Raw genomic sequence first — 25,139 nt, 5'->3', positions numbered from 1 at the left:
ATTGCCGCGTGTGTACGTCAAACAAGCACTGGAGCTGGCGTTGGGTGCTTGTTTTACGCATCGATGCGTCGTGCGAGCCAGTTAGTGCGAGCCAATTCCTTAGTGTGATCACACTAAAAATGGGGGGTGTTGGAATTTCAACGTTTTGAAGCCATGTGCCGTTAGTGTGAGCTCACACTAACGGGTTGGAGGCTCACACTACCGTGGGTGTGTGGGTGTGGGCATGAGTGGGTATGGGTGTGGGTGTTAGCCCGCGGCGGCTACCGCATCCAGATGTCCGATCGGGCGCGCAGGCCGTTGGCCACGCCACGACCGCCCATGAGCACCACGTTGAAGGCGAGCCACAGCACGGCAGTGCGTGCCACATCGCCGGGAATCAGCGGAATGCCGAACGCGACCAGCAGTCCGAGCGCCACGATGTAGGCCACGGCGGTGATGGTGCACGTGGCGGCCAGATACCGGAAGTCGCGCGCGCCGATCAGGATGCCATCGAGCGCCATCATCCATCCCTGCAGCGGGAAGAACACGCCCATGGTGACCATGCCCACGGCGGTGAGGAGCTGGATCTGCGGATTCGGCGAGAAGAAGTGTCCCGCCGCCAGCCCCACCACGGCGAACGCGATTCCCACGCCAAGCCCCACCACGGCTCCGGCATGCCCGGTGCTGCGAGTCAGGGCCCGGGCACGCTTCCAGTCGCGGGCGCCAAGTGCCGCGCCCACCAGCGTCTGCCCGGCGATGCCCACGGAATCCAGCATGTTCATGGCGAAGTTCCACGACGAGTTCACGGCCTGGAATCCTGCCAGTACGTGCGTTCCCATGCGTGCGGCGCTCGCCACGGTCATCACCATGGCCGCGCGGATGGCGAGCGTGCGGATGAACAACGGCAGTCCGTCCCCGCCGGCCGCCATGATTCCGGCGAGTTGTGGCCGCAGTGTGACGCCGTCGGCCTTGGCCCACAGCACCGCCGGTACGACCAGGAACAGTCCCATGAACCATTGCGCGATCAGCGTGGCCGATCCGGATCCGGCGATGCCCCAGCCGAATACGAGCACGAACAGGACTTCGAGCAGTGTGTTCACCACGGCTCCGCTGACCGCCGCGATCAGAGTGATCCGTACTTTTTGCAGGCCGCGGAAGATGCCGTTGGCCGCGTAGACGAGCAGCATGCCGGGGGCGCCGAGCACCACGGCCCGGGTGTAGGTGACTGCTTGGTCGAGCACGTCGCCGCGCCCTCCGAGCGCATGGCAAAGAGGTTCGGCGAACGCGAACAGCGCTACTCCGAGCGCTACTCCGATCAACAGGGCGAGCCAGAGACCGTCGATTCCGGCCTGCAGTCCCTCGCGCCTTCGGCCTGCGCCGAGCAGATGCGCCACCTGCGCCGTAGTGGAGTAGGCGAGGAATATGCACAGGCCCACGGCGGTGAGAATGATGGTCGACCCGATGGACAGTCCTGCCAGCGACGCGTCGCCAATATGTCCCACGATGGCCGTGTCGATGAGGATGAACGTGGGTTCGGCGATCAACTGTCCGAACGTGGGGATGGCCAGCGCCGCCAGTTTTCGTGCGGTTCCCGTTTCCGGTTCGACTTTCGATGTCGGGTCCTGGTCCGTCGTTCGCCCGGCGTTGTTTCCGGTTTCTGCCCGTGCTTCCGTTTCCGGTTCGTCAGGTTTCCCTTCCCGCATCATGTCTCCCCTCCCGCTAGGCCGTATTTCTTCGTGATCGTCGCTCCGCCCATGGTATTACCGGACTGCGTACCGGACTGGATCGTGTCCCGGACTGGACCGGTCCTCGCATCAGACTGGACCGTGTAACAATGAGTGAACAATTGCCGCTGGAACCGACCGTGAGGATCATGTCATAGCGGAGAGCATGCCGCAGAGGAGATCATGTCACGCTGATCCGTTCATCGCACTGACCCAATGCATCGGCATATTGCCATATGGTCGCGCGCCCTGCCGTCCTGCTACCTGCTGTCCCCCTGCCGGACGCCTTGCTGAGCGCTCCTGCAGAGCGACCCGCCGTCACGCTGCGCCATTCTCGCATACCGCGATCGTCGTCCGCATATATTCCGTCTTATATCCCGCACGCATCCACAGCGAGTCCCATATAGGCATCGGTTCAGCCGTCATCGACAACCGCAACAGCGTACAAATCAAACAGGAAAAACCGAACATAAGAAATGTTAGATTTTATCCCGAAGCGCCCAATACCATATATTTGGATGTTGGCAACTTCGATAGGTGACGTCGGTGAATTATCCCCAGGTTTTCCACACAGTTATCCCCATGATGTGGAAAAGTGGGTGAATTATCCACGGGGACACGCCCAAAATGTGGATAACTTACGATTTTTATCCACAACCGGTGGATAAGTCGGTGTACGACTGGGGATATCCTCCGCTCAAGGTTACGCACCGGTAAACGCAACATGCCATCCCCGTTCAGTCCCATACCAATACCTGCTGCGATACCTCGGTGCCCGCTGCCTTACTCCACACTGGATCCGTGCACGCTTACCATGTTCACAACCAAGCTCCGGTCCGGTCGTTGTCAGATCTGCGGATACGAAAACGCCCGCACGGCCTCTATTCGCCAAGAATCGAGGCCTCACGGGTGTCTAATACGTTGCGGATTTATGACTGTAAGTGCTGGAACGTTGTGAATATTGCTAACGCTGTGAGTGCTGTGATTGCCGCGAGTGCTGGTGACGGAGACCGTCGCAATAAACTGATGCGCAGTTTCCCCTGCAATGTGCGGGCGCGCGAAATCGCGGTCGCACATAACCGCGGTTCGCACGCGTCTGGCTTGCGGCAACCTCACACTTGCAGCGGCCTCACGGTCTCGCAAGACCTCACATGACCGCAGACCTTACAGGATCTCCGGGTCGATGGTGGTGGGGGAGGGCTCCTGCGGGGCGGCCGGCTGGGGGTTCTCCGCCTCATTGACTGCGGTCTCCGGGTCCACGCCGGCCAGGCCCACCTTGAGGTAGCCGTCGCCGTAGCGCTCCCACATCATGATTCCCACGAACACCACGCGACCGATCGTGTGGATCGACGGCAGGTTGTTGTCATCGGTGAGCATGGCGCTCCAGTAACGGAGCTCTCCATCACGGAAGTCGATCTGGAAGTTGCCCTGCACCAGACCGTAGTTGGCGCGGGCGGTGTACTCGGCCAGAGCGTGCATGTTCTCCGGATCCTGCGGATCGCCGCCGAACTGCGGGAATGAGACCACGCTGAAGTTGTCCTCATCCACGAAGATACGTACAGTCACGTTACGCACCTTGGAATGAATGTTGATGCCGAACTGGAAACGACCCTCGTCCGGGAACTCGTCGTAGTGCAGTCCGTCAGAATCGAGGTATTCCTTGACTCGTGCGTACAGTGCGGATGAAAATGCCATGTTGGCTCCTTCCCCCTGCAGTCGCGCCGGCCGTGTGCCGGCAACGGAACGACGGGCATCTTCGCCGTCGTCCGCATGACCGCTGTTGTTAATTCCCATAGTAATGGCCCGCACAAACCGCGGTACTTTTCTGCCACCGATGGGTATCGGATCCGCATCTCAAGGGGACAGGCACAAAAAAGAGATATCTCGGCGTGCAGATCATGTCCCATAGTGGTCATCATGTTCCATGAAAACGAACGGGGGCATCTTTGATGCCTATCTGTGATATCGTCGAAATCATCATATCGACCTATTCCCTATTGCTCCGAAGTCAAATGATGGTGTAACGACTTTTCTGCATGAGGCTGGTATGAAACGGATGTCCGGACGCACGGGAGGGCGTGATCATGGCATGGTTCGGTATGTTACGGGGAGTCAAAGAGGACAAGGCCGCCCCGGAAGGAAGCATGCGGATCTATGAGGATGCCCGAAAGGTCTACGCCAACCAGCCATTGGACAGGTCCGCCAATGGCGATCGGATCGCTCGCCTCCGATCTGTGATCGAGGCAATGGATCGCGAGACGCATGCATGGCATGAGGGCCGGAATGTGAATGAGTTCAGCTTCAGCATTCTCAAGAGCGCGTATCTGCTTATGCGGAATGAATCGGTGCCGACGCAATGGCAGCCGACCGCGTTTGACCTGTACTATCTGCTCAACGGCCTGTACCAGAAGTGGAACGGGGCGGACCCCTCCGCGATTCTCAACACCGGCAGCCACGCTAACGATATCGTGTATCTGTTCACCGGGGCGGTCACCTCCGATGAATGGACGCGCTGCTTCGTCGACATGTTCCAACAGCTATCTCGGCACAACCGAGCTCAGACCCGAGACGGTATGTCGTTGATGGCCGCATTGCGGAAACTGTGTGAAAGCCAAGGACTGACGAGCCGTGACCACCATGCCGACGGTGTGACGACTCGTGTGTCCCGCGCCGGTCATGATGACGAGTCCACTGTGCGACTGATGGACGATCGGATGGGTACATGTACGCCCGGCGATGCCCCGACGGTGAGGGTGGCTGAGGAACCGGAGTCGGTGCCTCTTCGCAAGCCGCGCCGTCGCGATGCTTCGGCGCAGCCTACCGTCGAACCGCAGAATGCGCGGACTCTCGTCGAACAGTGGAATGTCACGCAAACCGAATGGCAGACCACCATGCGGCAGATGCAGGGCAGCGCCCGCGACCTTGTCAAGAGCATGCGTGATTTTCAGGACCATTACATCGTTGAGGAGTCCATTGCGCACGCACGGCAACTTATCGAAATCTACACCCTTCTCGACGGACAGTACGAATACCAACGCAAAGCGCTCGCAGGCAAAAACGAGAATGGGGTCCCATCTCCAGACGGAGACTATCTCAAGGCCGTGGAAGCCCTTCGTGTGATTCGGAACACAGTGCAGCGCCAGCTGAATGTGTGTGGCGTCACTGTGGTTCGTTCTCAGCCGGGAACGTCGTATGATCCAGAGCTACACGAGATCAACGGTGTCGTCGGCGGGACCGTTGAGACTATGAATCCCGATACCGCGACGGTCTCCATGAGCGTGGCACCGGGATTTCATTCCGATCAGTTCGCACAATTGAATCGCAAGGAATTCGTCGTGCTTGCCGTAGGACGCTGAACGACGACCGAGGACCGTAAGTCCGGACGAGGCAGCGACGTTGCTATGCCGCCAGAGACACGATGCGAAGTAAGAGAAGGACAGGGAACAAGACATGAAGATCGGCATTGATTTCGGTACGAGTTTCTCCGAAGCCGCAGCCGTTGACGAGGAACTGGGCACCGGCACGACGGTATTCAAGCGGCAAAACGACTATGCCGTGCCTTCAGTGTTCTACTACGGGCGAGAGCGCGGCGTGCTCACCGGCAAGGAGGCCGAGAAACGAGCCTACGGCAAAGAGTCAGAACAGGTGGTGCGTGCGATTAAACTCCAGCTCCTCGACGAGCAAGGCGGCATTGCCGCGCGCATGATCGATGGACGACAGTTCAGTTCGGTGCAGATCACAGCCGCGATCCTCAAGGAGGTGGCCAAGCTTGCCATCAGCGTAGGGGCGCAAAACGGTTTCGACGATAGGATCGAGGGCGTAGTGCTGTCGGTGCCGGCCAAGTTCACGGATATGGAGAAGGAGATCATCCGTCAGGCGGCGCGTCTGCCACTGGAGGAAGGCGGCCCGGGACTGAACGTGATCGGACTGATCAAGGAGCCGGTGGCGGCGGCGCTCGACCATTTCCGCCAAAGCCTGAACGACGATACTCGTGTGCTGGTCTACGATCTCGGAGGTGGTACGTGTGACGTTGCCATGGTCGCAGCCGACGGTAGTAAGGACACCAGATTCGATGTGCTGGCTTCCGAGATGGAACGTTGCGGAGGCCTGGACTGGGACAATCGTTTGGAACGATATCTCATCAAGGAATGCGAACGCGAATATGGGCCGTTGGAACTATCTCCGATGGACCGGAACCGCATTCGGAACGCCGCCGAACAGGTGAAATGGGAGTTGTCGGATAAAGATACGGCGACATCCGTGCTGTGCCTGTCGAACGGGGAAACGTATGAGATCGATGTGACCCGCGCCAAATTCGAGGGAATCACCCGCGATCTTCTGGAGAGGACGATGGCCAAAGTGGACGAGGTGATTGCCAAGGTGGACGGCGGTCAGGTGCAGCGCATCGTCTGCGTTGGCGGATCGTCGAACATGCCACAGGTGAAGGAAGCCATGCAACGACGGTTTCCGAATCTGCCGGTCATTGTGGAGCATCCCGAATATGCGGTGGTGTCCGGTGCCGCGTATTATGCGCAACATTGCAACCCGAACGCGCGTGACAATTCGTTCCTGCGTGACCGGGCTCCTCTGTCGTACGGCGTTCGCGCCCATGAACACATGGGTTCCGACAGATGGATCATCTCCAATCAGATTCGCAAGGGCATGGTACTGCCGGCGACCGGCGTCGACACATACGTCACGCACGCCGACGGTACGAAGATGAGGATTCTCGTATTCGAAACCGATGAGGATGCCGAGACCAGCGAGGTATATAACTCGCTCAGCGATAAGGCCATACTCGAGGTGAAGTTTGACTTCGGCGTGAAAATGCCCAGAGGAACAAGGGTCAACGTGACGATGACATTGAACACCGATGGGCTGCTGGAGCTTGAGGCCAGGGACGAACATGGTCATGTCACGCAGGGGAAGACCCGGATCTCCGGCGATGGATTCGAATTTCAGGTATAGGAACGGACGGACAGCCATGATGCTGCACAGGATCCTGCGGCGTCACGACAATATGAGGAAGTGGGGAACATGATGAAGAGTGTGAGTGCGGAGACACGTGTGCGCAGGAATCCGGATCGGTATCTTCAGGCCGTGTCGTACGTGCGGCACGGGCTGAATCGCGATACGGCGGAGGTCGAATGGAGCTTGGGCGATTGCCTGTACGTGCAATCGAATCCGAGTCGCGCCATTTTCGAGGTCAGCGCCGGATACGGTAATAGTCTGAAGGGTGCCATCAAAATCATCGAAATGTTCTCTGAGGACCTGTCTCATCCGCTGACGGACGAACAGAAGACCAAGTGTGTGCGCAAGGCTAGCTTGGAATGGCGGCTCATGCAGAACCTGCGAGGGCAATCGCACATCGTGCAGATCTGGGCCCACGCCACCGTGCCATGGCGGAATGGCGATTGTTCCGGACAGGATCTGGTGATCCTGATGGAATACCTGCCGCAGACGTTGGCGGATACCATCGAAGATGGTCATGGTCCGTACGATGAAAACAGGATCATCGCAGTGGGACTTGATCTGTGTGAGGGACTGCTGCAGTGCGCCACCGCGTCGATGAGGACTGACGACGAGATGAAACATATTCTGCATCGTGACGTGAAGCCGGCCAATATCTTCTACGATAAGAACGGTAAGTGCTACAAACTTGGTGATTTCGGTATCTCGCGTCTGCTTGCCGATGGCGAGAATGCTCCTACAGCCGTGGCCACCATGCCGTATGCGGCACCGGAACGGCTACGGCATCAGCCGTATGATTCACGCGCCGATATCTACAGCGTGGGCATCATCCTGTTCCGCATGTGCAATGATGGGGCCTTGCCGTATGCCGGTCTGTCTCAGGAAAAGGCGATGATTCGTCGGTGTACCGGCCCATTGCCCGAACCTGCCCATGGGAGCGCGGCATTATGTGAGGTGATCGCCCGAGCCACTGCGGTGCGGCCGGAGGACCGGTATCAGAACGTCGCCGATCTGCGGCAGGCGTTGCAATACGCGCAGCACAATCCGCAGGGTCATGTGGAGAAGCATCCTGTGCAGGAGCGTCCGGAGTCCAGCGAGGACGTGTTCGGCGAGAAGCGTGTTCGACTGCGTCAGGATGGCGGCGCGACTGTTCCGCGGAATGACGCGGCGGGCGAGACCGAAAAGATCGTCACGGAAGAGAACTCGAATGCGGTCCTCGACGGATCCACGCGAACCCGTTTGATGGATACGGTGCCAATGCCTGAGGAAAAGCCTACAAGGAAGATGCCGAATCCGCGATACCCTCAGGCGAAAAGCGAGCAGGACGACATCGCCACGTTGGATGTCGAGGAGTTCCTTCATCGCCAGCGGGAAGACGGCGGGCCTCGTGGCGTGCGCAGTACGAATCGTGCAGCCGATGACGGTCCCAGTCCGGTGGAGCGGTCGAAACGAGAGCGTCGCAGGCAACGCAGGAACAGGATCCTCGCCATCATTCTGGCGGTGCTGGTGATCGGAGCCGTGTGGAAGATAGGCGGCGGGTATCCGTTCTCTGCGGCTTCTGTGCTGAACGCAGACGCGGGCGTCGACACGATGGATGCCATTATGGCTTCCCTGTGATCGTGATCTCCCTACAATCGTGAGTATGGCAGAACAGACGTTTGAGAGGAACGAGCGCGGGGATAACGCCGCGCGCTCCGAGCGCACGGATCGTGACCCGATCTTCGACCGCGTCCCCCCGCACGACGACAACGCGGAAATGGCCGTGCTCGGAGGCATGCTCATGAGCAAGGATGCGATCGGCGAGGTCAGCCAGATGATCGACGTCACCGACTTCTATCAGCCGAAGCATCAGACCGTATACGAGGCGATCATCACGCTGTTCTCCGCGTCGCAACCGGTGGACGCGGTGATCGTGGCGAACGAACTCCTCAAGGAGGGCAACCTCGAGAAGGTGGGCGGCGCCGACTATCTGCACAGTCTGGTCGCCTCCGTGCCCACCGCCGCGAACGCCACGTATTACGCGGACATCGTGCACCAGCGCGCGATCCTGCGCAATGTGATCGCCGCAGGCACCAAAATCGCCCAGATGGGCTATTCGGCCGAAGGATCGCAGGCCGAAGACATCGTGAACCTCGCCCAGGCCGAGGTGTACGAGATGAGCGTGGGCAAGGTCCGCCAGGACTACGAGGCCATCGGTCCCGTGGTGGAGGAGACGCTCAACCAGCTCGACGCCCTGCAGAACGGCCTGATCCAGAAGGGCGTGCCCACGGGCTTCCGCGACATCGACGACGTGACGCAGGGCCTGCAGCCCGGCCAGATGATCGTGGTCGCCGGCCGCCCGGCCATGGGCAAGTCCACGCTCGGCATCGACTTCGCCCGTCACGCGGCCCTGCACGCGAACATGACCACCGTGGTGTTCTCCCTCGAGATGAGCAAGAACGAGCTCGCGCAGCGTATCATCGCCGCCGAAACGAACATCCCGCTGGGTGCGCTGCGCCGCGCCGACGAAATCACGCCGGAACGCTGGAACACGCTCAACAACTTCTGGGGCAAGCTCTCCAACGCGCCGCTGTTCATCGACGATTCGCCGAACATGAGCCTGATGGAGATCCGCGCGAAATGCCGCCGACTCAAGCAGACCAACGATCTCAAACTCGTGGTGATCGACTACCTGCAGCTCATGAGCTCCGGCAAGGCAGTGGAATCCCGCCAGCAGGAGGTGTCCGAGTTCTCGCGAGCGCTCAAGCTGCTCGCCAAGGAGCTCGAGGTGCCTGTGGTGGCGCTGTCGCAGCTGAACCGTGGTCCGGAAATGCGTAACGACAAGAAGCCGCAGCTGTCCGATCTGCGTGAGTCCGGTTCGATCGAGCAGGACGCCGACGTGGTGTTCCTGGTGCATCGTCCCGACTTCTACGACAAGGAGGATCGTCCCGGCGAGGCGGACATCATCATGGCGAAGCATCGTAATGGTCCGACGGAGACGTTCGGGCTGGCGTTCCTTGGCGCCAACTCCCGATTCCAGGACATGCCGCAGGACTTCCAGCAGGGCGTGTGATCGGTCGGTCGTGATACGACGATCGGCGTCGCAACGTGACGTGGAATTGGTATGGTTGTGGGCGATCGGGCACGTCGTCGGCGCAGTCGGACGGATAGTACGACTCGACGGACGGCGTAATCGAACCCGGATCAATACAGTCGAACAGCCAGCACAGTCGAACAGAACAGAAGGCAGTGAACAGTGAAGAGTAATGGTCAGGCCGGTCTTTCGGCGAACGACAATGCGACCGTAACGGGCACTCCGCGCACGCCGTGGAACGCCTTCGCCACCCCGCTGATCGGCAAGTGCGTGCGTCTGGCCGCCCGCCTGACGCATCACGGCGGCAGCGCGTTCCCCGGCAAGGTGATCGAGGGCATCGACCCCGGTTTTCTCGCCCGCACGCTCAGCCGACTGCCGTACGGCGTGGTGCTCGTGTCCGGCACGAACGGCAAGACCACCACCACGCGCATGGTCGCGTCCATGTTCGCGCAGCTCGGACTCAAGGTGTTCACCAACCCCACCGGATCGAACTTCACACGCGGCGTGGTGTCCGCGCTGCTGCAGCAGGTGTCGATCGCCGGTCATCTCAACGCCGACATCGCCGTGCTTGAGCTCGACGAGGCGTACGCCGTGCACTTCGTGAAGCAGGTCCGCCCGCGGTATGCGCTGCTGCTCAACGTGATGCGTGACCAGCTCGACCGGTTCGGCGAGATCGACAACACCGCCCGACTGCTCGGCCATGTGGCTGCGGCCACCGACGGCACGGTGGTGCTCAATCGTGAGGATCCGCGCATCGCCAAGCTCGCCGAACTCGTGCCCGCTGGCACCAAGGTGCAGTATTTCGGACTGTCTGACGATCTGCGATCGTTCTTCCCGACCGACGACGACATGCATGCCGCCGATATGCGTGATACGAACGATGCGGATACGACTGCGGCTGAGTCCGTTGCGTCGGCCGATTCTGCGACGGTGTCTGCTGTGTCTGCCGCCCCCTCCGCGACCGCGACTGACGGTTCCGCCGCGGCCGCCACGCCCACTCCGATCTCCACCAATCCGCTTCCCGCCGACGTCACGCTCACCGCGGTCGGCGATCACACCGCCGAATTCCTCATCGACGGCACCGTCCGGTCTACCGGCGTGAAACTCGAAGGCGTCTACAACCTCTACAATGCCGCCGCCGCACTCGCCGTGGTGCGCGCGGCCATGATCGACGCCACCGCCATGGAATCGTCGAAGCTCGCCAAACCGGCCGCCCGTCGTCGTATCGAACGGTTCGCGAACGCGGGCACCGACGATCTGATCAACGCCGTGGCGCAGGTCACCCCTGCGTTCGGCCGCGGCGAATCCATCGACGTGAACGGCACTCGCGTGGAACTGCTGCTCGTCAAGAATCCGATGGGCTTCCGTATGTCACTCAAGTCGTTTGATCCGGCCGGTCACGACACGATGATCGTGATCAATGACCAGTACGCCGACGGCCGCGATATGAGCTGGCTGTGGGACGTGGATTTCACCGGTCTGCGCGGTACGGGCGTGCGCATGGTTTCGGGCGTGCGCGCGTGGGATATGGCGTTGCGTCTTGAATACGATCAGGTGCCGGTCGGCAAGGTCGAGCAGGATATCGACACGGCCGTGGACGCGTTCGTCAAGGCGAATCCGGGTACGCCGAAGCGCATCTACTGCACGTACACGTCGATGCTCAAGGTGCGCGCGCATCTGGGCCATCTGACCAAGGTATCGGACGCCGGCGTGGGCCGCTGATCCGGCGAGCACGCGACAGAACGAACGAATCGAGGACTGACGATGACCAACGAAAACGCGGCGAACGAAAACGCGAACGACGAACCCCGAGAGGATCGCCGTCTCGACATCATGAGCCTGTATCCGAAGGACATGAACATCTACGGCGACTCGGGCAACGTGCTCACCATACAGCGTCGCATGGCGCTGTACGGCTACGAGCCGGTCACGCACTACTACAATCAGGGCGATCAGTGGCCGATCGGCGTGGATCTGATTCTTGGCGGCGGTGGTCAGGACACCGGTCAGAAGAAGATCATCAAGGATTTCTTCGCCCGTGCCGACCTGATTCGCGAGCTTGCCGCCGACGGTGTGCCCATGCTCATGATCTGCGGCATGTACCAGCTGTTCGGCGAGTATTTCGAGACCAGCGAGGGGGAGAAGCTGCCCGGCATCGGCATTCTCGACGCGCACACGGTGGGCGAGTCCGTGCGACTGATCGGCAATCTGGTGGAGGAGTCAGACGATTTCGGCACGGTGATCGGCTACGAAAACCATTCCGGGCAGACGTTCCTCGGCGAGGGCGCGAAGCCGCTTGGGCGCGTGCGCGGCGAGGGCGCTGGCAACAACGGCAAGGACGGATTTGAAGGTGCGCGCATGAACAACGTGATCGGCACGTACATGCACGGTTCGCTGCTGCCGAAGAACCCGCGCATCGCTGACTTTCTGATCGCCAAGGCCGCCGAGCACCGGTACGGCGTATTCGATCCGCAGGTGACGGCGTCCGCGCGCGAGGAGCTGGACCGTCTCGACCAGTTCGCGTCCGAGGCCCGACGCGTGGCCGAATCCCGCCCGAGGTAACTACGCCGTCCGTCTTCCGTGCCGACACTGCGCACATTGCGTTACGTGGGCCGTCTCCATAACGTGGGCCGTGACATGGGCCGCGCGCGGCCCACGTAACGCGCGTTGAAAACCGTTGATTTTTCAACGTTTTCGCGGTTTCTCCCGAAATGCTGCAACGGCCCACGTAACGGCCCACGTAACACAGCGCGGCCCACGTAACGGACGACAGGACACCCGGTTGTGTTCAGGGGCGAACGGGGGTGGCTGCGGTAAAGTTGGAGTCGATACGAGATGGGTTGCGATCATGACAACGCGTGTGTGCCAGGCGGTTTCGTCGCGTGACACGCGACATGCGATGCACAACGCACGACGTACGACGCATGGCATACGACGCACGTTGTGATCGCCCCGACGGACTCGTACGCTACAGCCGATACAGCCGGATCCGCCGGCGGATATGAAGGAGTGTCATCATGGCTGATTTCAACTTCAACGGTCTGGGTGAAGGCCTGCGCACCATTTTCCTCGCGGGCGTGGGCGCGGTGGCGACCAGTGCCGAAAAAAGCCAGCAGATCATCGACGAGCTTGTGAAGAAGGGCGAGCTGACCGTCGATCAGGGCAAGGTGCTGAATTCCGAGCTGACGCGCAAGGCACAGGGTGCCGCCAAGGGTGCGTTCGCCGGTGCCACCGACGCCGCTGCCAAGGCCCGCGATGCCGTGGACGACGTGAAGGACGCCGCGCTCAAGGCCCGCCTGTCCGTGATGAGCGATGAGGAGCGTGCCGAATACGTTGCGCGTGTGGCCAAGATTGCCGAGACCGTGAACGCCGAGAAGGCGGCCGCCGCCGAGGCTGAGGCCAAGGAAGCCGAGACCGACGCGCCCGACACTGCTGATGCCGCCGACGTTCCTGCCGCAGCACAGTCTCCGGCCGATCAGCCCGCCGCTGATTCCGCCGCCGACCCCAAGGCCGAGTAACGACAAGTCCGCAGGTCACCAGTACCCGGCAATACGTCCGACTGCATGACCGCCACGACTGCGGCTGGGCCTCGCTAACATCAGCAACGTTCGAGGCCCAGCCGATAGTCATAACTTTGCGAGCCGTAGCAGTCGGGACACTTACGATCGAGACCGTACGACTGCGACCGAGGCAGTGGGACATCGTGATCGGATATGGTTGATCGTGACGTCTGCGATACGATCCCGCGATACGTTCCCCACAATCGAATCCCCTCGTCACGAATACCGAATGTCGAACCGGCGCGAATGCCATCACGAATCGTGCCACGACTACGACACGAATACGATCGCAAACATGCGTGAATATAACCGCAAACATAACCGCGCACTATCATTGGTGAACTATGGCACAGGCACACAAGGCGCAGTCCCAGCATCGGAAGAAGCACAATCAGTACCGTCGACGTCGGTCGCGTATCTCTTCCGTCGACCAGCCTGATACGTCGGCATCCGCTGTCGGCACGACCGCCGGCACGACCGAGGATGCGGCTGACTCCACCGTCGGTGAAGCCACCACCACTCCGGCAGCTACGGCAACCGCCGCCAAGCCCAGCTTCGCCACTTCGACAGCCGATACCTCGTCCGCTGCACCCGCTGCGTCCGCCGTATCCGACACGCCCGTCACCCCTGTCACCCCTGTCACCGATGCCCCCAACGATCCGCTGCTCACCGACGAGCAGGTGCTCGATGCGATCTCCGGCACCCCGGTCACCGAGGAGGAGGACGGTCTCACCGATCACGCCGGCGCCCGCGCTCGTGCCAACGCCGCCGAACGCACGATCGGCCTGTTCGGTAGCAACGAGCCCACGTTCGCCCAGCAGTACCATCTCACGCGCAAGGGGCGCATCCGTCGAATCCGCGAGATCTTCGGCATCGCCCGTCAATTCGATATCTTCCACGGGCTCACACCGGTCAAGATGCGTCTCATGTTCGAGGCGCTCGGCCCCACATTCGTCAAGGTCGGTCAGAACCTGTCGATGCGAAGCGAGATCCTGCCGCAGGAATTCTGCGACGAACTCGCCAAACTGCGCGCCGACGCCGACCCCATGCCCTACGAGATCGTGCTCGACACGCTGTCGCACGAATACGGCCAGCCGGTCGACCAGATCTTCGAATCCATCGACCGTACGCCGCTCGGATCGGCGTCCCTCGCCCAGGTGCATCGCGCCAGACTCGTCACCGGCGAGGATGTGGCCGTCAAAGTGCAGCGTCCGGGTGTGCGCGAAACCATGGCGCAGGACATCGACATCATGCGTTCGGTGTCGAAATACATGACGAAATTCGTCAAATCCGCGCAGATCGTCGATCTCAACGGCGTGATCGAGGAGCTGTGGGACAGCTTCCAGTCCGAGACAAACTTCCTTATCGAGGCGCGCAACCTCGTTGATTTCCGCGAGTTCGCCAAGGACTACAAGTACATGGACTGCCCCAAGCCGTACATTCACCTGTGCACCGAGCACGTGGTGGTGATGGACTACGTGGAGGGCATTTCCGTCTCGCATCCGGACCGTCTGATCGAGGCCGGCTACTCGCTGGAGGAGATCGGCAACAAACTCGTCGACAACTACGCGGCTCAGGTGCTCGACGAGGGCTTCTTCCATGCCGACCCGCATCCGGGCAACATCATCATCCACGACGGGCAGATCGTAATGATCGACCTTGGCATGACCGGCCGTCTGTCCGCACGCACGCGGTCGATCCTGCAGGACATCATCTTCGCCGTGGGCAAGCAGGATTCGCCGGCGCTGGCCGAGGCGTTCCTGCGATTCGCCGGCCCCACCGACACCGCGGAGGTGAACTATCCCGGACTGCTGTCCGACCTCGACGCGATCGTGCAGGACTTCGGCACGGTCAGTCTGCAGGATCTTGACATCGGCGCGTTCGTGAATGCGCTGATCCAGCTGTCCCGCAAGCATCACGTCGAACTGCCGGGCATCGTGACCACGGTGGCGCGCGGACTCGTCACACTGGAGGGCGTGCTCGACGAATTCCTGCCCGACACCGATATGATCGCGATCATCACCGCGCATATCGCGAATACGAGGGGCCTGCGTTCCGCCGCCAAGGAGGAGGCGAAGACGATCGGCATCGAGGGGCAGAAGGCGCTGCATGGCGCGTTGGGTGCGCTGTCCGAGTCACGTACGGCGATGCGCATGCTCACGCGCGGGCAGATCAAGGCGAACGTGGAGATGGTCGGTTCGGAGGAGCCGATTCGCCAGATGAGCTATATGGTGGACCGCCTGACCATGGCGTTGATCGTGGTCGGCCTGTTCATCGGCTCGTCGATCGTGTACTACGCGGGTATGAAACCGGTGGTGTTCGGCATCCCCGTCATCGGGTTCATGGGATACGTGGTGGCGTTCATGCTGTCGTTGTGGATCGTGATCGACATTTTCCGCAAGAACCGGCCGAAACGACGGATGTAAGTGGATGTAGGCGGATGCGGCCGGATTGTGGTCCACGCTACTCCGGCTCCACACGGCTACTCCAGCTTCAGATCCCAGCTCATCGTGTCCTCATCCGAAGCGGGGCCCTCTATCGTTGCGGTCAGCGCACTGGTATCGTCGCGCAAAACATACGCCATGGTGGTGGTCATCGGTCGGTACCCTAGGCATCACGGGCGCGTCACGCGTGGTCACCGAGTAGCTGTCGGTCGGTTCGGCGAACACCGTCCGCTCAAGTTCCACGCCATTCTGATACACGGTTTCCCGTACGGCGTCGTTGAACGTGTACGGCACTTTGGTGTGATTGATCCAGTGGTAGGTCACGATCACCGTGTGCTTGCCGTTGTAGGTGTTCGGACCGCGCCGTGCGCTTATGGCTTCGGCTTCGATCCTCTCGTGGACTGACAGACTGTCGTCGTACGTGTACGAGTATCCGGTGAACAGACGGAGTCCGTCCTTGAAATCGACGGTTGCGGATGGTGCATCGAACGTGCGTGGTTTGGCCACGTCGGTGGGATTAAGATCGTTGACGTCCTGCGGTAGCGTGACCGTCGCGCCGATCGACGTGGGCAGGTTACGCGCATGGTTGCTGATTCTCACATCGTAGGTGAGATCCTGTTCGATCGCTGTGACATCCTGACCGGTATTGGCCGCTTGGAACGAACGGACCGCCTGATCAGGCAGCTGATAGGCGACCTTGAACTCGTGTGACGCCTTGGGCTTTACGTCACTGGATACGTCGAACATGCTGTATCCGTCCGGGTCGCCGTCGGCGAAGCAGCCGATCTGCCGTAGTCCCACGCCCTGGTGATACACGCTGTAGGAGAGGTAATTCTGCGCGTTGGCGCTGGTCTTGGACAGGTTCGTGAATCGATACGTCACAAGCATGGTCGGCTGACCGTTGCAGTCCTCGGGGCCGCGTCGCGCTTCGAGAATCGCGAATTTGCCGGACAGCGTCTTGCCGTTGCTGCCCGCGCTTTCGTGATACGTGATTTCGCCGGTGCGATCCAGCGTGGTGTATTTGGTGGTGTCGATTTCCTCGTTGCCGGTTGACGATGAGGAGGTGTTTGATGAATTCGAATTGCCCTTGAACAGGTTGCGTGCGAACAGCACCAGCACGATCGCCACTGTCATGATGATGACCCTTGTGAAGAATTTTCCACCGTGGCGCATGGTACGGTCATTGGCCATTTTCGCGATGCGTATGGGAGCGTGGTCACTGCGATCGGTGTTGGCGTGGCTTGTGTTGTCCGGTTTGTGATCGTTGTCTCGATCGTTGGGGGTGCCGGGATCGTACGGTGCGTACGGATTGTTGAGAGTGCTGTCGTCGGATTCGGACGCGTCGATGCCGTGACTCACATAGTTGTCGTCGGCGAACGGCGACACGTAGCCGTCACCGGACCCGAAACCGCTGAAATCAGCATTGTCGGACTGGCCGTTATACCGGTCGTTGTCATATGGACCACCGTCGTTGTGATCGTCGTTGTGGGCACCCTGTCCGCTCATCACGAACCCCTTTGCTCGCGGTATTCCCCGATATGTATGTCCAGTGTATCGTCGAATCGTTGAATTCCATGGGTTTGCAGGCCTGTTCGACGTTGCCGTATGTCATATCGTCGCTGTCATAACGATCGCAATACTGTCGTGAAAACCGGCGTAACGGTATCCTGATGCGCAAACGCAAGACGTTGTGCGGACCACAGGCCTACGTAAAGTTGGAGGCATGGCGAATACGACTGCACCGAAGACGACCGCGAACGCAACCGACGCGGATATGAAGCTGCCGCGCGCCGCGTTCTGGGATATGGACGGCACGCTCATCAATTCCGAACCGATCTGGCATGAGGCCGAACTCTGGTTCGCCCGGCAGTACGGCGGCGACTGGAGTGAGGAGATGGGCTGGAAGGTCACCGGCACGCCCGTGCCCCAGGTGGCGCAGATGATGATCGATCGCGGTACGAAGCTCGGCGTGGAGGAGCTCACCGCCGGTATCATCGACTTCGTTGCCAAGCGCGAGATGGAGCAGATGCCGTGGATGCCGGGCGTGCTCGACGTGCTTGTGGCGACGCGCGACGCCGGCATTCCCAACGTATTGGTCACCGCCTCGCCGCGTGCGATGGCCGAATCTGCCGTGGCGCAGGCTCCGGAAGGCGTGTTCGCGGCGTACGTGTGCCACGACGATGTGACGGAGAAGAAGCCTCACCCCGCTCCGTTCCTTGCGGCGGCGGCCAAGCTTGGCATCAAGGGCGATGAGATCCGCGAGTGCATCGCGTTGGAAGATTCCGCAGTGGGCCTGGAGTCGGCGGCTCGTTCCGGTGCCACCACGATCGCGTTGACCGGGTACATTCGTTCCGACAATCCGCCGTCGAAGAACGGACCGCAGTTCGCGTGCATCGAAACGTGGGACGGCGTGACCCCGCAGATGTTCCACGATCTGGTCGAGTTGCGCCTCAAGTCCGGCAGGTAACGTCAACGCTTCCCGTGTCCCCGTTACGTGGGCCGTGTCTTGTTACGTGGGCCGCTGACGGCCCGCGTAACGTAGCGCCGCGGCCCGCGTAACGGCCCACGTAATGCATACGGTCACGTCTGTGTAACGTGGGGCGAATGCGGGGCGGCTGCACAAGAAGGGGACAAGGGCGTCAGTCGCGCGTGAGCACCTCGGTCAGCGCCTGGATTACGCTCTGCGGCATGTGCGATTCGCCGAATCGACGATCGTCGGCGCCGCGCATGTCCTCGAGCGTGGCGAGACCGGGCAGTGCCGCCACACCGAGATCGTCGATCAGCGCCTTGGCCTTCTCCTTGGTCAGGTAACGCATCTGGGCATCCCGCAGCACGGCGAACACGTCGTCAGCCGTCGGATTGTCGGCGATCGTCAGACCGTCGGTCAGGGTGATCGTGATCGATTCCGCCGTCGACGTGGACGGGACGGACACGGTCAGGCTCAACGTCTGCGGATCGTATTCGGTACGGGCCTCAACGGCTGCCGATCCGTCGACCGACACCGCCACCGCGGAATCCTTCACGCCGCGGAACACCACGGTCCATGCGCGCTCGCCGGGCACCGCGTCCGCAGCGCCGTCGACCGCGTCGATCGTGAACGTGGACGTCTGCCCGGCACCGCTGCCGTTGTGCAGCGTGAACCGTGTGGTCGCCTTGCGCACCGCGCTCGCCGCAGCACCGTCGTCCTCGATCATCGTGAACCCGCCGTTCGCGCCGGGGAAGACGAGCACACGCAGCGCCGCGGGATTGGCGACATCGTTCAGTGGGGTCACGTCGGCGTTATCGCCGTTCTCCGGCACCTCCTGCAACGGTACGATCGCGCCGGCCTTGGCGAACACAGGCATGCCGTCGAGACCGCGCCACGCTTCGAGACGACGTCCGTTCGCCGGACGGGACACGTAATGGCGACCGGTGAAGAAGTCGAACCACGTGCCCTGCGGCAGCCATACGTCGGCCTTGGCCATCTGCACATCGCGGTCGGCGGGGGAGACGATCGGCGCAACCAGCAGTTCGGTGCCGAACGTGAACTCTTCGACCAGCTTGTAGGCGTCGTTGATCTCCGGGTAATCCCAGTACAGCGGCTGTACGATCGGTTCGCCCTCCTCGGCCGCGCGCCAGTTCATCGTGTACAGGTACGGGATCAATGCGTGACGCAGCCGCAGCGTGGCGGTCATGGCGTTGCGCACTTCGGTGTGGAAGTTCCACGGTTCCTTGCCGTTGAACGGCGAGTCGGTGGAGTGCAGGCGGTTGATCGGGCTGAACGTGCCGAGCTGGTACCAGCGTGCCTCAAGCTCCTCGTCACGGTAGCCGAACATGTGGCCGCCGATGTCGTGGCTCCACCAGCCGTAGCCGATGTTGCTGGCCGTGGCGGTGAACTCGGGCTGGAACTGCAGCGATTCCCAGGTCACGATCGTGTCGCCGGAGAAGCCGATCGGGTAGCGGTGCGAGCCGGGGCCGGCGTAGCGCGAGAACGTGAGCGGACGCGGGTCGGCCTTCTGTGCCGGATCGGCATCCTCGTCCTCGCGTACGGCGTCGGTGCGCGCGGAGTCAAGATAGTGCAGGTGATTGAGCATCCACAGTGGGTCGAGTCCGCGCTGGCGGGTCACGCCGCCCTGCTGCCAGTCGATCCACCAGAAGTCGACGCCCTCGTCCTCCATCGGGTGGTGCAGCCTGTCGAAGTACGCGTTCATGAACGTCGGGTCGGTCAGATCGAACTGCACGGCCTCGCCGGTCTTCGGATCGATGCCCACCGCTTCGGCAACCTCGGGGTACAGCTCCTCGAACGCGCGTACGCCGTCACGCGGATGCACGTTCAGCGTGGTCTTCATGCCGTGATCGTGCAGCCAGTGCAGGAAGCGCTGCGGGTCGGGGAAGAAATCCTTGTTCCACGTGTAGCCGGTCCATCCGGAACCGTACTTCGGGTCGACGGCGTCCACGAGATGCCAGTCCATGTCGATCACGGCGGTGGTGAACGGAATGCCTTCCTTCTCGAACCGCGTGACGAGCTCCTGATATTCGGTCTCGGTGTAGCGGTGGTAGCGGCTCCACCAGTTGCCCAGCACGTAGCGCGGCAGCAGCGGCGTGGGGCCGGTGAGCTTGTAGAAGTCGTGCACGGCCTCGCGGTAGCGGTGGCCGTAGCCGAACAGGTAGAAGTCCTCGGTGGGTTCCGGCTTGGGCGTGACCCAGGTGCCGAACGGGTTGTTGTGACCGTTGACCGTGTCGGTTTCGATGATGATGTTGGACTGCGAATCGTCGATCACCGCCCAGCCGTCGGTGTTGATCACGCCGGGACCCACTGGCGTGCGGCCGTCGACCGTGTCGAGCGTGCGGGCTGTGCCGCCGAGATTGCGCGTTTGCTCGTCGCCGTAATGCCAGGTGTTGTCGGTGGACTTCACGCCCTTGACCGTGACGTACAGGCCTTCCTTGGTGAATGGCTGCTGGTTGTAGGAGATGTGCAGGTGCGGGGTGTCGATCTCCAGCCATCCGTCGCGCTCGATCGCCGTGAACTGCGGCAGGGTGTCGCCATATGCGGACTGGAAGTCGCGCACGAACGCGGTCTGGGTGGGGACGTCGATGAACTTGCCGGAGTCGGACCATTCAAAACGGATCAGTGATTCGGTGATGATGCCGATGCGCCAGCGCTTGCCGTCGGCCTCGCCGCCGAGCGTGACGGACGGGTTCATGCCGGGCACTGTGCCGAGTGTGTCGAACGAAAAGAGGGATTTGTCGACCATATGAAACTCCTTTGTCGCATGTGTGATGCATGTCAGCAACTGATTGACGAATGCATTGCGTTATTATGTTAGCGCTTGCGCATATGATATGCAAGATATTTGACGTGTTGTCATGATTACGTGTGCAAACGTTAATATTTGTGACATCGTATATGACGTCAGACGTTGTGCGGGAACGCGGACGGTGGCTTGCGTGTCAGGTTGATATGCTGCCGTGCTTTGTCGTCAACTTGCGCAAATCGCTTGCGCAAGCCTATGCTTGGTGACGGTCCGCTCACATATTTCGAGCGGTACAAGCGTTTGAATTTCGGATAAGCGGTCATGTGGCACGCGATTGCAGTGGAAGCAAAGGAGTGGGGGCGTGGCAAGTCTCAAGGAAGTGGCGGAACAGGCCGGAGTCTCCGAATCCACGGTTTCGCGTGCGCTGCGTGGCACCGGTCGTGTGAGCGCCAAGACGCGTGCCCACGTGCAGGAGGTCGCCAACCGCTTGCATTTCACGCTGTCGCGCAGTGCGTCGTCGCTCGCCAGCGGCAAGACCATGCGCGTGACCATGGTGTTCACCGATACGCTCAACACATGGTTCAACGCCGCTGCGCTCGAAGGTGCCTACGAGGTGCTCAGCGAAGCCGGCTACGATCTGGTGCCGATGATCGTGCGTACGCAGGCCAACATGCAGCGCTTCTTCGAACGACTGCCCGGCAATCGTAATCTTGACGGCATGATCGTCGTGTCTATCATGCTCGACAACACGCAGGTGGGCATCCTCGAGGATCTCACCATTCCGTCCGTCGGTCTCGACGCACGTGCGATCGGCGGATACAGCGCCACCGTGCGTGTGGACGACGCCGACTCCATGCATCAGGCCGTGCAACTGTTGCATTCACTTGGCCACGAACGCATCGGATTCGTGGAGATGCCCGACAATCCCGACTTCCTGTTCAGTGCCAAACTGCGTTCCGGTGCCTTTATGGACGCGGCGCGGCAGATGGGATATGACGAGAACGATCTTGCATTGTTCGAAGGCCGTGATTCCAGTAAGTTCCGGAGTTTCCAGGACGCCGTTTCGGAGACCGCGAACCGTATCATTTCACGACCGAACCGGCCGACGGCCATCTGTGTGGAGACCGATGACTTCGCGATCGCGCTGATCTACGCCATGCGTCGTGTGGGCATTCGCGTGCCCGAGGATCTGGCGATCATCGGCTTCGACGACAACGATCGTTCCTCCATGGCCGAACTGACCACGCTGCATCAGGATCCGGTGATGATGGGCCGTATGGCGGCGGAAAAGGTCGTCGCGCTCATGCACGGCGAGACCTTGCACGAGCCCCACAGCATGCTGCGTACCTCCCTGATCATGCGCGCCACCACTCGCCGTCTCGGCCAGTGAGTGTCCGCGCGCCCGCTCCGGGTTCTGGTCTGGCATCCATTGACTTATAGGCCGAACACGATCGTTGGAATTCCAACGCGCATACTTTGCATATCCGCTTCGGGGACTTCAGAACATGGAGATTGATGTCCGCAAGGGGTCCGAATCACTGCAGAACTTGGAGATAGGTGTTCGACATAACGTAAATGCGACGGAACGGGCGCACGGAAAATGAAAAAGGCCGTCCGAGGTGGAATTCGGACGGCCTTCGTGGAGCTAGGGGGAGTCGAACCCCCGACCTCTTCGATGCGAACGAAGCGCTCTACCAACTGAGCTATAGCCCCAAAGGTTGCGTCGCCATATCTAGCAACTCGCCCTAATATAGTACGACGCGCGGAAATGCGCAATTCATTATCGTGTCACGTTCACAAACCGTTCGCATAGTGGATGCGCGCTGACGGGGCCGGCAACGCAATGCCGTAACGCAATGCCGTAACGCAAAGGACCGGTCCGGGGAAACTCGATTTCCCGGACCGGTCCCAATGATTCGATCCGCGCGCGCTACGCGAAAACTCAACGCAATCGTACGGATCAGCCGTATATCACGCCGCGTGATGCGGAGTGGAATCGCTGAACTCGGCGGTTTCGATCGTTTTGGCAGCGTTGCCGGTCGTGGCGGTGCCGGCCGGTTCGGCCTTCTTCTTGCCGAACTTGGCCTTGAGCAGACCGATCACGGTCGGCAGCAGCGACACCAGCAGGATCAGCACGATCACCAGTTCGAAGTGCTTCTGCACGGCCGGAATATTGCCGAAGAAGTAGCCGAGGAAGGTGAACAGCGACGACCAGGTCAGGCCGCCCAGCACCGAGAACGGGGTGAAACGGCTCCAGCGCATGCCGGAGATGCCGGAGATGAACGGCATGAACGTACGGATGAAGGGGAAGAAACGACCGAGGAACACGGCGAGCGGGCCCCACTTGTCGATCATGGCCTCGGTCTTGGCGATGCGCTCGGGCGTCATGGCCTTCACCTTGCCGGACTTGATGATGCGACGGCCGAAGAAATGACCGATGAAGTAGTTGCACTGATCGCCGATGATCGGGGCGCACCACACCACAGGCAGCAACATGCCAAGCGGCAGGGCGGACTGGCCGGTGACGGCGTCGGGGGCGGCGAACACGCCTGCGGCGAACAGCAGGGAATCACCGGGCAGGAACGGGAAGAACACCACACCGGTCTCGATGAAGACGATGAGGAAGATGAATCCGCAGGCCACTCCCGGGCCCATGGCGATCCACGCGGCGATCGCCGCACGGGGATCCTTCAGAAGTTCAAGAATGAAATTGACGAAAGCCATACTGTTGCTGTTTCCTGCCGCTCTACTCGCTATGACGCCATGACTGCCGTCACGGCTCGTGTCTCTATTGGTGGTGTATCGGTGGTTGTGGGGTATCCCCACGATTCCCCGGGCGGAATGCCGACGGCGTATTTCCGCGGCTCCGCAAAACCACTACCACACCCTAGCAGCAGCGGTACGACGGGGGTTTGCGGCGTTTCCTATGCGCACAAGTCCCGCAAAACTGTTGTTGTGTTACGTGGGCCGGGCTGTTGCGTCACACAGGCCGTGACATGCGTTACGTGGGCCGGGTTCCGTTACGTGGGCCGGGTTGCTCTTGTGACGCAGTTTAAAAAACGTTGCAATTTCAAGGTTTTGGCGTGTGCGTTACATAGGCCGGGCGGCCCACGTAACGACAGACGGCCCACGTTACGTACAATCCGGCCCGCGTAACGCACGGCGGTTGTCTCATTTCGTTGCGACATGTGGGTGACCGCGACAATACGAAGCGATTCTCTGAGTTATCGCCGCGATGGGATAAGCGCGGCAAGCGGGTCCTCCGCGGCGGGCCGTTGGCTCACCGGTTGTGTGTCCGTTCCCGGATCAGTGCCGTCGGAGTGCGTGGCTCTGTTATCGGTCTCGTTGCCCATGCCGGTGCCGTCGGGCCCATTGCCATGAACGCCTTCGCTCCCATTCCGGATGGGATCATGACTATTGGGATCATTCCCGCGGTCCCGTTGCCCATGCCGGTCGCCGCCATCCTCCTCCGGCACATACCGGTACGTAGCCGCCGGCCGGTGACGTCCTTCACGCCGCTTCCGACCAGTGCCCTCAAGCTGTCCGGATGCGAGCATCTTCCGCCGGAAATTCGCCAGATCGATCGTTTCCCCGGTAATCGCCTCGTACACGCCATGCAATTGCGCAAGCGTGAACTCCTCGCCCACAAGCCTCGTGGCCACCAACGGGTATTCGATCTTGGTACGTAGCCTCTGCAGCGCGTAGTCGATGATCTCCCGATGATCGAATGCCAACCCGGGCAGCCCGTCTTCCGGGAACCATTGCACATTGACATCCCCGGTTTTGAACGCGCGCGCCTCGGCCTGCCCCACCAGCGCCCAGTACACGATCGAAACCATCGGCAATCCGCCACGTGATCGTGCCGGTCCCCCGAAGGTGTACAGCTGCTCAAGATACCGCGGATGCAGATCGGTGGTGGACTCCAATGCCGCGTACGCCGCCTGCTCAAGTGTGCGGTCGGCGCGCAGATTGCCGCCGGGCAGCGCCCACATGCCCTGAAACGGCTGACGGACACGCCTGACCAGCGGCAACCAGAGACGGTTGCGGTTCGCATCCTCATTCGTGCCATCCGTGCCAAGCGCCAAGATCACGACGGATACGCCCACCTGCGGCGGCTGACTGCGCCGCTCCGAAACATTGCCGAGTCCCATGCT

General features: G+C 61.0%; 15 protein-coding genes, 1 tRNA gene and 1 pseudogene. 10 read left to right on the top strand and 7 right to left on the bottom strand.

The features are described 5' to 3' along the window. Positions 1-260 precede the first annotated feature (260 nt). Both EP30_RS07565 and EP30_RS07560 read right to left on the bottom strand, forming a co-directional pair. A complete protein-coding gene (locus EP30_RS07565) occupies positions 261-1,685 on the bottom strand; it encodes an MATE family efflux transporter (protein WP_181160842.1) in 1,425 nt (474 codons plus the stop codon). 1,182 nt (positions 1,686-2,867) lie between these two features. Then, positions 2,868-3,398, bottom strand: a complete 531-nt coding sequence (locus tag EP30_RS07560) for a hypothetical protein (protein WP_094663141.1) — start codon at positions 3,396-3,398, stop codon at positions 2,868-2,870. A gap of 449 nt (positions 3,399-3,847) precedes the next feature. Between EP30_RS07560 and EP30_RS07555 the strand changes: the two genes are divergently transcribed. From EP30_RS07555 to EP30_RS07520, 8 genes are all read left to right on the top strand, one after another. Further along, entirely contained in the window at positions 3,848-5,059 is a 1,212-nt protein-coding gene (locus tag EP30_RS07555; protein ID WP_140557488.1) for a hypothetical protein, read from the top strand. A gap of 94 nt (positions 5,060-5,153) precedes the next feature. Then, a complete protein-coding gene (locus tag EP30_RS07550) occupies positions 5,154-6,671 on the top strand; it encodes an Hsp70 family protein (protein ID WP_140557487.1) in 1,518 nt (505 codons plus the stop codon). A gap of 69 nt (positions 6,672-6,740) precedes the next feature. Next, positions 6,741-8,291 (top strand): serine/threonine-protein kinase, encoded by a 1,551-nt coding sequence (locus EP30_RS07545; protein WP_140557486.1) that lies wholly within the window; start codon positions 6,741-6,743, stop codon positions 8,289-8,291. A gap of 25 nt (positions 8,292-8,316) precedes the next feature. After that, positions 8,317-9,726, top strand: coding sequence for a replicative DNA helicase (gene dnaB / locus EP30_RS07540; protein WP_223848208.1), 1,410 nt, complete (start codon positions 8,317-8,319; stop codon positions 9,724-9,726). Positions 9,727-10,002: 276 nt separating this feature from the next. After that, positions 10,003-11,469: a MurT ligase domain-containing protein gene (locus tag EP30_RS07535; RefSeq protein ID WP_375137746.1), complete on the top strand. Its 1,467-nt coding sequence runs from the start codon at positions 10,003-10,005 to the stop codon at positions 11,467-11,469. Between the two features lie 42 nt (positions 11,470-11,511). Further along, positions 11,512-12,309, top strand: coding sequence for a type 1 glutamine amidotransferase (locus EP30_RS07530; RefSeq protein ID WP_140557484.1), 798 nt, complete (start codon positions 11,512-11,514; stop codon positions 12,307-12,309). 455 nt (positions 12,310-12,764) lie between these two features. Continuing rightward, entirely contained in the window at positions 12,765-13,265 is a 501-nt protein-coding gene (locus tag EP30_RS07525) for a phasin family protein (RefSeq protein WP_140557482.1), read from the top strand. Between the two features lie 386 nt (positions 13,266-13,651). Beyond that, on the top strand, positions 13,652-15,733 hold the full coding sequence (locus EP30_RS07520) for an AarF/ABC1/UbiB kinase family protein (protein ID WP_140557480.1): 2,082 nt from the start codon (positions 13,652-13,654) through the stop codon (positions 15,731-15,733). Between the two features lie 90 nt (positions 15,734-15,823). Here the strand turns inward: EP30_RS07520 and EP30_RS07515 are convergent, their stop codons facing one another. After that, on the bottom strand, positions 15,824-17,257 hold the full coding sequence (locus EP30_RS07515) for a DUF5067 domain-containing protein (protein WP_140557477.1): 1,434 nt from the start codon (positions 17,255-17,257) through the stop codon (positions 15,824-15,826). Between the two features lie 217 nt (positions 17,258-17,474). Between EP30_RS07515 and EP30_RS07510 the strand changes: the two genes are divergently transcribed. Next, a complete protein-coding gene (locus EP30_RS07510) occupies positions 17,475-18,218 on the top strand; it encodes an HAD family phosphatase (RefSeq protein ID WP_258185423.1) in 744 nt (247 codons plus the stop codon). A 172-nt stretch (positions 18,219-18,390) separates the two neighbouring features. On the opposite strand, the gene EP30_RS07505 is transcribed toward EP30_RS07510, so the two are convergent. Beyond that, a complete protein-coding gene (locus EP30_RS07505; protein ID WP_140557475.1) occupies positions 18,391-20,985 on the bottom strand; it encodes a TIM-barrel domain-containing protein in 2,595 nt (864 codons plus the stop codon). 361 nt (positions 20,986-21,346) lie between these two features. Here EP30_RS07505 and EP30_RS07500 point away from each other — a divergent pair, with 361 nt between their 5' ends. Continuing rightward, positions 21,347-22,375 (top strand): LacI family DNA-binding transcriptional regulator, encoded by a 1,029-nt coding sequence (locus EP30_RS07500; protein WP_140557472.1) that lies wholly within the window; start codon positions 21,347-21,349, stop codon positions 22,373-22,375. 250 nt (positions 22,376-22,625) lie between these two features. On the opposite strand, the gene EP30_RS07495 is transcribed toward EP30_RS07500, so the two are convergent. The 3 genes and pseudogenes from EP30_RS07495 to EP30_RS07485 all read right to left on the bottom strand — a co-directional run. Further along, positions 22,626-22,698 (bottom strand) — tRNA-Ala (locus EP30_RS07495). A gap of 258 nt (positions 22,699-22,956) precedes the next feature. Beyond that, positions 22,957-23,709, bottom strand: coding sequence for a DedA family protein (locus EP30_RS07490; protein ID WP_094663163.1), 753 nt, complete (start codon positions 23,707-23,709; stop codon positions 22,957-22,959). 698 nt (positions 23,710-24,407) lie between these two features. Next, positions 24,408-25,136, bottom strand: a pseudogene (locus EP30_RS07485) (NUDIX domain-containing protein); the annotation flags it as partial. Positions 25,137-25,139: the final 3 nt, after the last annotated feature.

The organism is Bifidobacterium sp. UTCIF-39 (genome assembly GCF_006408715.1).
In the GTDB taxonomy this organism is placed as follows: domain Bacteria; phylum Actinomycetota; class Actinomycetes; order Actinomycetales; family Bifidobacteriaceae; genus Galliscardovia; species Galliscardovia tissieri.
This window is presented reverse-complemented; position numbering and strand designations above follow the sequence as displayed.